This window comes from Chitinophaga pinensis DSM 2588 (genome assembly GCF_000024005.1).
GTDB classification, from domain to species: domain Bacteria; phylum Bacteroidota; class Bacteroidia; order Chitinophagales; family Chitinophagaceae; genus Chitinophaga; species Chitinophaga pinensis.
On the sequence record NC_013132.1, the window covers coordinates 5,131,156 to 5,144,132 of the forward strand.

Sequence of the window (12,977 nt, forward strand, 5' to 3'; positions counted from 1 at the left end):
GGATCAATACAAGCTGATCCAAAATATATCATATGCAAGCTAACGCTAACAAGCAGTCCCCGTTTCTTATTAAAGCGCCCCTGATCCTTATCGGCCTTTATCTTTTCTTTTATTTCCTCTTTCTGCTGAAAGAAATCCTGGTACCTTTCGCATTCGCAGGATTAATAGCCATTCTCCTGAATCCTCTCTGTAACAGACTGGAGAGACTCCGGATTCCCAAAGTGTGGGCGATTTCCCTCAGCCTGCTGCTTGCCGCACTTGTATTGGCTGGCTTGTTCTATTTTTTATCCGCACAGATCAGTCAGTTTGGAGAACTGATTCCCACCCTGAAAACCCGCTCACAGGAACTGATGGGAGAACTACAGCAATGGGTTGCACTGAAACTAGGTATTTCCATGGAAAAACAGACCGATATGCTGCATAAACTAACTGATAACGGTCAACAATACCTCGGGCATACTTTAGGGTCTATTTTCGGCGTATTAGGGGTGTTTTTTCTGCTACCGGTGTACACATTTCTGCTCCTGTTGTATAAAAACCAGTTGGTCAATTTTATATATGAAAGCTTCGGCTCCGAACACAAAGAGCATGTACAGGATGTATTGCAATCAACCAAAGGAGCAATTCAGAGTTATATCGCAGGATTGCTGATTGAAACAGCTATCATAGCTGTACTGAATTCAATTGCGCTATTGATTTTAGGTGTAAAATATGCCATACTGCTCGGCACAATCGGCGCTATTCTGAACCTGATTCCTTATATCGGCGGATTGATCGCCATTGCTTTGCCTGTAATGATCGCCACCGTTACCAATGATAACTTTACAACTCCTTTACTGATAGTAGGCGTTTACCTGCTGATACAGTTCATCGATAATCACCTGATCGTACCCAAAGTAGTTGCTTCGAAAGTCTCTATCAATGCGCTTATTTCTATCGTGGTAGTTCTTATGGGAGGCGCCTTGTGGGGAGTTAGTGGTATGTTCCTATCCATCCCTTTTGTGGCGATTCTGAAGATCATTTTTGACCATATCGACGGACTAAAACCCTGGGGTAAATTATTGGGTGATAATAACCCCGGCAACCTCATCAAATCAAATCATAAAAAAGAGTAAAAATTCTGTCTGGTCAACGACTGTCCGGGCCGAAATTGGTAAATTTATAGTCAGTTTCGTTAATGGCCTAAATGACATATCGTATGGAAACAACCTTTCACATTTTGTTACACCTGAAGACATCTGACGGACATGAAAATCTCGGCAGATTTTTCCTCGGAGCCGACAGAACGATGGCATATAAACTCTTTAGCCAGTTAAAAGGAAATCCTGATGTCACGGATCAATGTGGTTTGTGTCTTGAGTTCATAGAGATGCGCGACAATCTTCCATACAACATGGAAATACTGAGTTGCACATTAGACCAGCTTGCCGAAAACTGTAAGATTATTACTAAGGCGATCTTTAAGCGATTTACCGTATAATTTTATTGTATTGTAGTGATCTGAAACTGGCTGATCTCCTGTCTCGACCAGGTGGAACGGAAACCCAAATAGCCCTCCTGCAATGATGCAGGATCACTGTAATGGAAATACTCAATTCCATCTACAGCAAATACAACCGTGCCATTTTGTACCCATATATCGATACAGTGATAAAGTCTTTTTGTTCGTCGCCGTCAAATACGATACTATCTAATATGCGGATCGATTCTGATCCGGATGATCATTGACTTTCAGATTGCCTTTGATCGTGCTGTTTTTAGCAACAGATAAGGTCAGTTGATCTGCGTTGCGTCCCTTGTCTGCTCCTATCGCATGAGCGCTCCATTTGACAGGACCATCCGGCCATGTAGCCAGGGTCCAGGATTGCATATTCACCGTCTCCCCTTTGGTGGCTGACAATAAAAATCCTGCCTCTTTTTTCACCACTCCTTTGGGCCAGGGTACGCCCCAGGTAGTACCGGTAGTTATCACAGGAGCAGCACCACCCAGCCATTGTAACGCGGCTGTAGTAGTATCATTATTGAGAGGTATTTGTGTTGTGACAGCAGGTAGTGAGGATATAACAGGCCATCCGGCGGTTAATAGTCCTGCGTTTTTTACAAATGCGCGTCTTGATAAACTGTTTTTTTTTTAGCATAACGCATTAGCTGGGTAAATGATTTGAGTGGTAGGGTTATATGATATCCTGTCGATAGGACAATTAATAGTAAAATAACTAAAACTGATAGTCATTTGATATTTTCTGCAGAAAAGCTGGCTCATATAATGAGTCTACTAATTAAGTAGACAAATATATACTTCACCAGATTGATATCAAAGTATGTCTTAAAATGTAGTTTTTTACTGCGGAACAATTTTGCCGTACATCGGCAGATTTTTGCATTTCATCTATATTTGTTAGCCGCTGACAGTAAACGAACTATATTCGCATTACTGGCATACGAGCACTATATGTGACCCACCATTATCCTATAACTGCACACGAGCAAGAGCACTAGCATACTCATATTCCTGCCATTCGCCTATAACATCTGTCCCATTTACCCTGATACTGCTGTCAGCTGTTCAACCTGTAAATCAATATGCGATGATTATACAACTATGTGGCCTATCCGGCGCAGGAAAAACAACTATTGCCAGAAGCGTACAACAGAAAGCTTCCACATGCGGAATTCCTATCGAAATTATTGACGGTGATGCTTATCGTGAATCCCTTTGCAGAGATCTGACTTTTTCAAAAGAAGATCGCTGTGAGAACATTCGTCGGCTTGGTTTTGTCGCCAGCCGTTTATCCAGTTATGGTATTACCTGTATTATCAGTGCCATCAACCCTTATGAAGCGGTCCGCCGCGAACTGGCTATGAAATATGCGCAGGTAAAAACCGTGTATATCGATTGTTCACTGGATGAATTAATAGCGAGAGATACGAAAGGACTATATAAGAGAGCATTGTTACCAGAGAGTCATCCTGACAAACTTAATAATCTGACAGGCGTCAATGATCCATTTGAGGCGCCTGCGCATCCTGATCTGCACTTACAGACGCACAGGAACAGCATTCAGACGTGTACTAATACACTTTTCCAATTCATTCAGCAAGCCGTAAAAAAACAGGAGCAGCAATATAGCCACGCGGCTTCAATTTAACAGCACAGACAAATGAACAATAAGGTTTTGGTTATAACGGGCATGCACCGTTCGGGCACCTCATTGCTTACGCAATGGCTTTATAAGTGTGGTCTGCATGTGGGCGACAGCTTCCTTGGAGCCGGTATCGGCAACAATGACGGCCACTATGAGGATATCGATTTTTATAACTACCATCAACAGGTATTGACGGAGCATGAACTACCCTCCGATGGCCTGGTCCCGGCGTCTCCACAGGCACTTACAACAGCGCAGCGTACCTCCCTGAAAGCCTTGTTACATCGTAAAGCTGCCGGTAATACGCAATGGGGATGGAAGGATCCACGGACCTGCCTTTTCCTGCCCTTTTACAGGGAAACATTACCACACGCACGTTACCTGGTCATCCTGCGTGACTATAAAACGGTAGTGAGTTCGCTGGTACAGCGGCTATATACCCTCCACGCCTGGAAATATGAACAAAGTGACCTGATTACAAAACTGATCTGGCGATATTTTAAAAAGCCTTACCGGAAGAATAAGCTGTTGAAGCAATATTGTGATGAACACCTGGCCGTCTGGATCACCTATAACGAAGCAATTCTTAAACACCTGCAGCAACTGCCTGCAGAGGCTTATATAGTAGTAGAAAACACGAAACTGAAAACCAGTAACAAAGAGATATTTAGCCATCTTTCCGGTAGCTGGAACTTTGACTTGCAATACCATGATTTTGACACACTCTATAAAGAGAAGCTGGTCAGCGATCCTTTGGATATTATCCATTATGTAAAAGACCCCTCGCTTTTACAGAAGGCAGCCGATATTCAATGCCGCCTGCTGGCGATGGCTCTATAGCCGGACCCGTCTACAGGAATTTTTATGGAAAACCGGCAACCGGGCATCTATAACAATAGTACGTACACTTAAACAGATCCTCGTTATGTTGCGCAACTATTGTCGTATTTCGCTCCGGCGCCTCTGGAACAGCCGGCGGTCAACTGTTATCAATGTTATTGGTCTGACCGTAGGCTTATCCTGCGGTATCCTGATCTTCCTGCTGGTCGGCTACCTGTTTAGCTTCGACCGCTACCATCATAAAGCAGACAGGACTTTCTGGATCGTTACGGATATCCGCAGAGAAAATACCCTACATGCTGACGCTACTCCCCGTCCCTTAGGCAGGATTTTAAGGGAAGAGTTTACAGCGGTAGAAACCGCTGTGCGTTTAGAAACACTTTTCGGACAGATTATATCCCTTCCGGGTAGTACGCGTAAGTTTGAAGAGTCCCGTAATATCTGTTTTACAGAATCACAGTTCTTCCAGGTGTTTGACGTGGACTGGAAAACTGGCGATAAAAACAAAGCCCTGGACGCAGCGGATGGTGTTGTATTATCAGAACGATATGCTCTTAAATACTTCGGAACGACTGATGTAATCGGTCGTTCTTTACGTATTAATAACCAGCACGATCTGACTGTAAAGGGCCTGATCGGAGATCCGCCATCTAATACAAGGTTAGGATATGATATCATGGTGTCTTATAACCTGGTGCCGCAATTACAGGGGACTTTAGATGAGAAGCCAGACTGGAACAATACGCCTTCGCTCTGTTTTGTTACCATGAAAACAGCACAGTCAATCGGGCATTTACAACAGGCACTCCAGACGACCTCCAGGAAATATTTATCCGCTGAACAAGCTGACTTATTACATTTCCAGGCGCTTCCCCTGCAGGAATTGAGCCATAATACACAGTATGGCGGCACCGTACCACGACCCTTGCTATATGTCCTGACAGTGATCGGTATACTATTGGTAGCAGCGGCCTGTATGAATTTCATCAATATGGCTACTGCGCAGTCTATCAGGCGTTCGAAAGAAACGGGTATCCGTAAGGCAATCGGCAGTACGAGGTTACAGCTGATTATCGAGTTTCTGACAGAAACAGCTATGGTGACCTTGGCAGCCGTTATTATATCTGTTATCATTGTACAATTATGTCTTCCCTGGTTAAATAATGCCTTGTCTGTACTACATGCAGATATGTCTGTTCTTTGGTTATTCCGCCCCCGTTTTCTGAGCTGGTTTCTGGCTTTGATAGCTGGTGTTATATTGCTTTCCGGTTTATATCCGGCGCTTGTACTGAGTCGCTTTACACCTATAGCCGTATTACAGGGGCGTGCAAATGGTATACGGACGAGAGGCGTTTCTCTGCGAAAAGTATTGGTCATTACACAATTCTTTATCACACAGTTCTTCCTCATTGCAGTGATTGTCATGAGTGCACAGGTGAGGTATATCCGCCAGACCAACCTGGGATTCAATAAGGCCGCCATCCTTACCGTACCCCTTGCTGGCAGTAGCAGTAAGCAGGAAACCCTGCGTCAACTGCTTGAAAAGACACCCGGGGTGGAGCAGGTATCCCTGGCAGCTGAAATTCCCTCCTCTTTCCGTAACGACCCTGTTTCTTTCAGCTATGAAAATCGTAAGGCGGGATTCCCTGTCAATGTGAAAATAGCAGATACAGCTTACGCAGGATTATTTGGTTTGCAATTACTTGCAGGCACTAACTTTCATAACAATGACACACTCAATGATGAAGCAATGTTGTCATTAATGGCGATAAAACAATTAGGATTAGTATCTCCACAGGAGGCGATTGGTAAAAAGATCAATATATGGGGAAGAGATAAACGTATTGTTGGTGTCGTGGCAGATTTCCATTCACAGGATCTGCATCATGCCATGCGCCCCGTCATCTTATTAAACCTCCCGTCGGAATACAGTATCGCTGCAATAAAAACAGGCACTGCGGCTACCATTCCCGGAATAGAAAAAACGTGGAGTACAATCTATCCGGATCAGGTATTCAGAATGAATTTTGTAGATGATATGCTGGCCCGTTTTTACCTGACAGAAAATATATTACTGGGACTAATACAGGTGTTTGCAGTCGTAGCGATATTGCTGGGTTGCCTCGGATTATACGGACTTACACTGTTTATATCAGCAGCAAGAAATAAAGAGATCAGTATCAGGAAAGTATTCGGTGCTTCTGTTACGGGTATGGTTACCATGCTGACAAAGGATTTTATCAGCCTGGTAGTAATTGGTTTATTGATTGCAACGCCCTTAGCATATATGGCGATGAATAAATGGCTGGAAGGATTCGCATATCGGGTTAATATTCAGTGGTGGATGTTAGGGCTGTCTGCAATGATCGTTCTACTTATCTCGCTATTGACGGTCGGCTGGGAATCCATTCGTGCCGCAAGAAAGAATCCGGTGAAGGTGTTAAAAGCAGAATAATTCCTGTGGCGTACAATGTATTGTTAATCGGGTAGTAAAAATAAATTGATAAAACTGCATGGAGTATGCTGTTTGCATCACTTCATGCAGTTTTTTCTTTGCTTACATTACATACTTTCAAGTGTGTTTTTTAGCGTACTTTTCTCATCGTCGCTCACTTTTTCATCAGCGATCATGCCTTCCATCAATACTCTTACTGCACTGTCTTTTCTACCTGTGAGGTATTCAAACTCCATCATATCGCTGATTGTATTGAACTCGTCCGCACTCATGGCCAGTTCTTTCCGGGCGTCATTGAGAAAACGTAGCTGATTAACATCGATCTGACGACTACGTTCTTCAAAGTCTTTATGCGTACCAAATAATGAAACGATCAGCGGATGTATTTTCTCGCGTTCTGTTTCCCATCTGATATATGATTCGCGCTGAAGAGGATAGTCATAATGATAGCACTCTCTGAACATAAAAATGGCAAGTGCTGTATCTGGATTGCCAATGCGCATATACGTTGCCGTATCTGTAATGCCCTTACCTGCTACAGTTTTTACTTGTTTTGCATCCGAACAGGCAAATGCGAAAACAAGGAGGGCTATAGGAACAGTTATTTTTTTCATGGGCGGCAAAAATAGCTAATAAAAAATATGTATTTCGTATTATTTGTTGTTTAGCGTAACTTCAGTAAAACTGTTTTATTATGAGTACACGGCGCATTCTCTGGAAGGGGATTTATTACAACACGCTGGAATATCTTCATATCCAGTCAGATATGGGTCATACGACTGAAGGTAATATTACTGGCCTTGTGAATGAACAGCCACTGCATGTACGCTACAAAATCGAAACAAACACACAGTGGGAAGTGAGTAGTGTACACATTACCATACTGGAGCATACTGAAATCGCATTACAGTTTACAAGGCGGGATAATCGCTGGCATGATAGACAGGGTATTATTCACGTGATATTTGATGATTGTACTGATATCGATATTTCTTTAACACCGTTTACCAATACATTACCGATAAACAGATTACAACTGCCTGTTGGCGCGTCGGCGGAGATAGCCGTGTTGTATTTTGATTTGCCGGCGATAGAGGTTAAGCCAGCAAGGCAACGTTACACCAGACTGACGGAAGACAGGTATAAGTATGAGAGTCTTTCTTCGGGCTTTACAGCCGAAATAGTAGTGGATGAAGCAGGATTGGTAGTAGATTATCCGGGGATATGGGAACGGGCTTATTAGTGACTTCTGTTAACCTATGAAATACATGATCAAAATGCTTCATTTTTTCAACATACTGTTATTCGTACTGCCCTTTAGTCTTGCGGCGGAAAATCATGCTTATCCGTATCAGGAAGTCCGCAGACAGGTCAATGATACTACGACATTGATGGGGCATGTCGGTGAAATTACATTCACCCACAATGGGCAGCAGTATGACGCTATTGTGGTCAATCCTGCTGTCAGCGATATATCCCTGCATTGGTTGTCAGCAGACCAGCAAACGCCTTATAAATCCATTCAGGCATTACAGGATGTATTATTAGAAAAAAAGAAAGACATCCTCATGATCACTAACGGCGGGATGTTTATGAAAAATAACATACCGGTAGGTTTGTTCATCTCACAAGGCAGGGAATTACGCCCTATTGACGCTGCCACAGATCAACCGGGGAATTTCTATATGCAGCCCAATGGTGTGTTTTACCTTGATCATACCGGTCCCCATGTCAGTACAACCACTGATTATCTTAAAAGATCCCGTGCACATAGCAAAATCGTAGCTGCCACACAGTCCGGTCCGATGCTTGTCAGCAAAGGAATAATCAACGCTAAATTCAATCCCGGATCTGTTAACCGTAATCTGCGAAGCGGTGTTGGTATACTATCCAACGGGAATGTCGTTTTTATTATATCGAAAGAAGCGCAAACGACTTTTTATGATTTTGCGTCCATCTTTAAGGCGCGTTTCGGCTGTAAAGACGCGCTGTATCTGGATGGCGCTATTTCAAAGATGTATCTGAAAAACAGCCGGCCAGGAGACTTAAACGGAGATTTTGGCGCAATGATAGCGGTAACTGCCCGATAAACAGCATTGTGATTGATCCAATATTAAGCATCATCCGTCAATATTGTCCCCTTACCCGATATAGTGTCATCGTTCCTGGCATTATTACCCGCGACTCTAATTGTGCTAAATTACATATCCACCCATACCCTGCCGGATACATGGGTGACGCCATGATCTTTCAATGCCGCCTTCCTGACTTCCGCTGATATGGACAGGTTCATGGCCGTGGAGTCATTTATAAATTCCATGCGTGGAATGCTATCTGTTCCCTGCATCACCAACACCGAGAAATGTGTTGTTCTTGGGCCCATCACCAGGCGATAAAAATTAGTGTGCTCGCGGTGCGCCAGGTAGTCCAGTCCGTATTTAGCTCTTGCATTATATAACATCCTTCTCAAAGTGTCTGATGCAGGCGTATCAGACAAGGAATCATCTGGAGATAATACAAATTTGTCTTTTTTCTGATTATAATCGGCATTGAATGCCCGTTTGTCAAAGTCGCGGCTATCAAGGGCTTCCGCCAGTTTGGTGAAATCTGTTATATATCGTTCTACAAAGTCATTCGTAGTTTCTTGTCGTACAGTCGGGTCCCACTCAGGTTGATTGGCCATTATGAATATGAACGTAATAAAAATCAATCCAAGTGAGATCATGATAATCTGGCCTGTTATTCTTCCGTTAATGTCCTTCATCGCTTAGTAAGTTGTGTGTCTCTTCCGGCAATCATTGATGATGACGTTATGCAATAATGCAGCGTCAATACAGGGTCTGTATTACCTTTATCTGTGTAATCAATGCCAGGTTGGTCGTTTTATCAATAGTCTGTCTTGTGTTATCCTGCATTCATCCTACATTGAAATCGTAAGATCAGACGAAGGATAATCATTATCTGGTAAATCTCATAAGCATAGATGGATTATCCGGCCCAGACAAAGCACAAATACGGGTATCCGGACAGTCTGCTGCCCTTACAGGTATTCCGATGAAATAAGTCAAGCATGTACATTCTCTTAGGTATAAGGTTTAGTAATGGTGGCAGGTGCAATTACAATAGAGGGTTAACAGCTGACACAGCTGCCGTGTCTGGCAAACATACTCATTTTTTATATAACACCACAGGCTTCTCATTTTTAATAGGCCCTTGTTCTTCCTATATAAATATTCCTGGCATTCAGATAAGTATCTGCTGAGGGGCCAGGACTCCCGCTGGAGCCTTCCATCTGCATATTAATGATCACATAGAGCGGTTTACCCACAAAATTTGCGTTGTGCACCGCTTTCCATACACCATCGATGTAATAGTGAATATCTACATTCGTCGCACTCACTTTTGTGATCCAGGCACGGTACGTATGCCAGTTGCCTGGAGACGCGACTGTCGTCAGGGTACTGGACACGTCAGAAGGTGTTCTGAACGTATTCTGCCAGTTTGTGGCATTTCCTTTGAATTCCATGATATCGCTTTCGGGTGGCCAGCTGTTTACGCCAGTCAGCCAGAAAGCAGGCCAGGAACCGGTGACTACAGGTACCTGAAAATCACATTTTACTTCCCAGTTGGGAAACTGGTCATTGACAACGATATGTTCTTTGGTATTGACAGCGCCCGAATGGTAGCGGATCGGGAGATATGGATCACTACTGCTGTTGCCTTCATTCCAGTTGATACGTGTCGCTTTGATAGTTAATACCCCGTTGTTGAGATAGATATGGTTATGATCGGTGGGACTGCCATACATACGGGCCGTTCCGTTATGATCAGATCCCCAGGGGTATAGATAATTCCAGTTTGCTTCAAAAGCCGTATAACTGACAAAGCTGGTATTGTCAATCACGGTTTCCCAGGTATCAGCCGCTACAGCAGCCTGTTGAAGGCCGTCCAGGGAAAGTTTGGGTGTTTGTTCAACAACTGCCTGTTTCTGGCAGGCAAACAACAATGGGCTGAGCAGAGCAATTAGCAGTCCGCTTAGTGTTTTCATAATGTGGCATTTAAGAATGAGTAAAATCATACAGGGTCGTATTAAGAGAAAGCCTGTGGCCGCTAAGAATTAGTTAACAATGAGACAGATATTTCTTTAATTTTATGGACTGAATCGACTAGTTACCAATGCCTATTATGCCTTTTCTAAAGTGAACTAAGGGTAACTTCGTTATTCAAGATAACCAGTCCGAAGGATTGGAAAGTAAAACATTTTCCTGAACAATCTCAATGTGTTAATGAATATCAGAAGTATTGTCAATAAGGATAATACCAACTTATTGAACTGTGAAAGTGAACCGATCCACATTCCGGGTTGTATCCAGGAGCATGGCTTTTTACTTGGGCTGGCAGCGGATTCCCTGCTTATCAGGTATAGCAGCGAAAATGTATTCACGTACACAGGGTTTACACATCAGCAGCTTTTAGGTAAACCCCTGCAACAGTTATGTAGTGCAGAACAGGAAGATCTGCTACGCGAATTTCTGACAGCAGCCTCATTTGACCAGAGTCAACCATTTGTCTTCACCATCAACAATGTAAAATACAACACCAAACCGCATATCAGTAACAGTACCGTTATCCTGGAATTTGAACCTTTTCCTGATGGAACGCTGGACCTGCCTAACCTTTATAAACAAACACAACAGTTCGTTTCTTATCTGAATGATGCACAGGACCTGCGGCAGTTATGTCAGTCTATTGCACAGGAAACCAGGGCCATCACCGGTTATGACCGTGTAATGATCTATCGTTTTGATAAGAACTACAATGGAGAAGTGATCGCAGAGGCGAAACAGGAAGAGCTACTGCCATTACTGGGTCATAACTATCCGCATACCGATATTCCTGCGCAGGCCCGGGCCTTGTACCTGACCAATATGCTACGCATGATCGTGGATGTAGATTATACACCCGTTCCGCTGTATACCATTGCAGATGAAAAGGAAGAGAAACACCTCGACCTCAGCTTATCCATTCTCAGAAGTGTATCTCCCATACATATCGAGTATCTGAAGAATATGGGTGTCAAGGCGACACTTACGATCTCTCTCTTGCAGGATAATAAACTCTGGGGACTGATCTCCTGTCATCATTATTCGCAGAAAAACATTCCGCATTATACACGTTTATCCGCGTTGTTACAGGGATATTTTTTCACGTCCCAGATCAAGGTCAGACAAGCAGCTGATGAATATAATTACGCACAATATATCGAAGACAATATCCGGCCCTTGCTGGAGCTGATGTCTACAGGAGATGACTTTATAGCACAACATTATCATAATACATTGCTGAGGGACTGTATACGCGCATCCGGCTTTGTTATCGTGCAGAATGATACGATTTTCAGAAACGGGAAAGTGCCCCCCGATAGACAATTGCTTCCTTTACTGGAATGGCTGAAGGAACATGCCGGTAACGGACAATTCTCCACCGATCACCTGATAGCGGTTTACCCTCCTGCTGAAGCGATGAATGATACAGCAGCCGGTTTGATCTATCATGCACTGGATTCAGGTGGTAAAAACTGTGCACTCTGGCTACGTCCGGAGATGGAGAAATCAATCAACTGGGCGGGTAATCCAAGCAAGGGGATTGTGATGGACTCAGCAGGCGCCAGACTCTCACCCCGTAAATCATTTGAGCTGTGGAAGGAAGTGGTGAAACATTATAGTGAAGAATGGGCGGTGCCTGAGTTAACTACTGCTGCACGTCTGGCGGGTAACCTGCAGAAACAGGCCCATCTGGCGGATATCAGAAGAGAAGAAAATCGCTATAAAGAACTGGCGGCAAAACTGGAAGCTGCTAATGCTGAACTCGAAAACTTTAACTGGATCAGTGCACATGACCTGAAAGAACCACTGCGTAAAATACAGCTTTTCGCTTCCAGAACCTTCTATTCGGAAGTGTCGCTGGACGTGTATAAAGACTCCCTGGTCAAAATACAGAATGCCGCCTCCAAAATACAATTGCTACTGGACAGTATGCTGTCTTTTGCTACCATGAGCAAGTCCAACGAAGAATTTGAAAAAATAAACCTCAATAATACGCTTACACAGGTATTGGGGAAATACCGTAAGGAGATCAATGCGAAAGAGGCGGTTATCACCACAGATGCCCTGCCGCAACTAAGCGTATTGCCTTATCAGGCAGAACAGCTATTCTCCAACCTGATATCTAATTCCCTGAAATTCTCTAAAGAAGATGTACCACTGAAACTGAATATCAGTTATCATCGCGGTCCCCGGCATCATATTATTTCCTTCAGCGACAATGGCATCGGGTTTCATAACAAGTATGCCGACATCATTTTTAAGATCTTCCAGAGCCTGAATAAGGAGAATCAGTCTAATATCGGTATCGGACTGGCCATCTGTAAAAAGATCATGGATAATCACAACGGGATGATCTCTGCGGAGGGACAGGAAGGCCATGGCGCCGTGTTTAGCGTCTCCTTTCCTTTATGATCCTGCAAAATACCTACC

General features: G+C 43.6%; 13 protein-coding genes. 8 read left to right on the plus strand and 5 right to left on the minus strand.

The window, feature by feature from the left end; translation table 11 throughout:
* Positions 1-32 precede the first annotated feature (32 nt).
* Positions 33-1,115: an AI-2E family transporter gene (locus CPIN_RS20440; RefSeq protein WP_012791748.1), complete on the plus strand. Its 1,083-nt coding sequence runs from the start codon at positions 33-35 to the stop codon at positions 1,113-1,115.
* A gap of 83 nt (positions 1,116-1,198) precedes the next feature.
* Complete coding sequence (locus CPIN_RS20445; RefSeq protein WP_012791749.1) at positions 1,199-1,480, plus strand: hypothetical protein; 282 nt, start codon at positions 1,199-1,201, stop codon at positions 1,478-1,480.
* A 2-nt stretch (positions 1,481-1,482) separates the two neighbouring features.
* Here CPIN_RS20445 and CPIN_RS39650 read toward each other — a convergent pair whose 3' ends face one another.
* Positions 1,483-1,644, minus strand: coding sequence for a DUF6250 domain-containing protein (locus CPIN_RS39650; protein WP_222838262.1), 162 nt, complete (start codon positions 1,642-1,644; stop codon positions 1,483-1,485).
* A gap of 46 nt (positions 1,645-1,690) precedes the next feature.
* Positions 1,691-2,062 (minus strand): RIFT barrel domain-containing protein, encoded by a 372-nt coding sequence (locus CPIN_RS20450; RefSeq protein WP_336469986.1) that lies wholly within the window; start codon positions 2,060-2,062, stop codon positions 1,691-1,693.
* A gap of 526 nt (positions 2,063-2,588) precedes the next feature.
* On the opposite strand from CPIN_RS20450, the gene cysC reads away from it, so the two are divergent.
* The 3 genes from cysC to CPIN_RS20465 all read left to right on the plus strand — a co-directional run bounded on the left by cysC (position 2,589) and on the right by CPIN_RS20465 (position 6,441).
* A complete protein-coding gene (cysC, locus tag CPIN_RS20455) occupies positions 2,589-3,149 on the plus strand; it encodes an adenylyl-sulfate kinase (protein ID WP_012791750.1) in 561 nt (186 codons plus the stop codon).
* A gap of 12 nt (positions 3,150-3,161) precedes the next feature.
* Positions 3,162-3,986, plus strand: coding sequence for a sulfotransferase (locus tag CPIN_RS20460; RefSeq protein ID WP_012791751.1), 825 nt, complete (start codon positions 3,162-3,164; stop codon positions 3,984-3,986).
* 85 nt (positions 3,987-4,071) lie between these two features.
* Complete coding sequence (locus CPIN_RS20465) at positions 4,072-6,441, plus strand: ABC transporter permease (protein ID WP_012791752.1); 2,370 nt, start codon at positions 4,072-4,074, stop codon at positions 6,439-6,441.
* A gap of 107 nt (positions 6,442-6,548) precedes the next feature.
* On the opposite strand, the gene CPIN_RS20470 is transcribed toward CPIN_RS20465, so the two are convergent.
* The gene (locus CPIN_RS20470) at positions 6,549-7,055 is read right to left on the minus strand and encodes a hypothetical protein (RefSeq protein ID WP_012791753.1); all 507 of its coding nucleotides are present in this window, start codon (positions 7,053-7,055) and stop codon (positions 6,549-6,551) included.
* Between the two features lie 80 nt (positions 7,056-7,135).
* Here CPIN_RS20470 and CPIN_RS20475 point away from each other — a divergent pair, with 80 nt between their 5' ends.
* Complete coding sequence (locus CPIN_RS20475; protein WP_012791754.1) at positions 7,136-7,684, plus strand: putative glycolipid-binding domain-containing protein; 549 nt, start codon at positions 7,136-7,138, stop codon at positions 7,682-7,684.
* Between the two features lie 25 nt (positions 7,685-7,709).
* Positions 7,710-8,531, plus strand: coding sequence for a phosphodiester glycosidase family protein (locus CPIN_RS20480; RefSeq protein ID WP_012791755.1), 822 nt, complete (start codon positions 7,710-7,712; stop codon positions 8,529-8,531).
* A 110-nt stretch (positions 8,532-8,641) separates the two neighbouring features.
* On the opposite strand, the gene CPIN_RS20485 is transcribed toward CPIN_RS20480, so the two are convergent.
* Together CPIN_RS20485 and CPIN_RS20490 are read right to left on the minus strand one after the other, a co-directional pair.
* A complete protein-coding gene (locus CPIN_RS20485; RefSeq protein ID WP_012791756.1) occupies positions 8,642-9,205 on the minus strand; it encodes a hypothetical protein in 564 nt (187 codons plus the stop codon).
* A 438-nt stretch (positions 9,206-9,643) separates the two neighbouring features.
* Entirely contained in the window at positions 9,644-10,489 is an 846-nt protein-coding gene (locus tag CPIN_RS20490; RefSeq protein WP_012791757.1) for a LamG domain-containing protein, read from the minus strand.
* A gap of 238 nt (positions 10,490-10,727) precedes the next feature.
* On the opposite strand from CPIN_RS20490, the gene CPIN_RS20495 reads away from it, so the two are divergent.
* Complete coding sequence (locus CPIN_RS20495; protein WP_012791758.1) at positions 10,728-12,959, plus strand: ATP-binding protein; 2,232 nt, start codon at positions 10,728-10,730, stop codon at positions 12,957-12,959.
* Positions 12,960-12,977 lie beyond the last annotated feature (18 nt).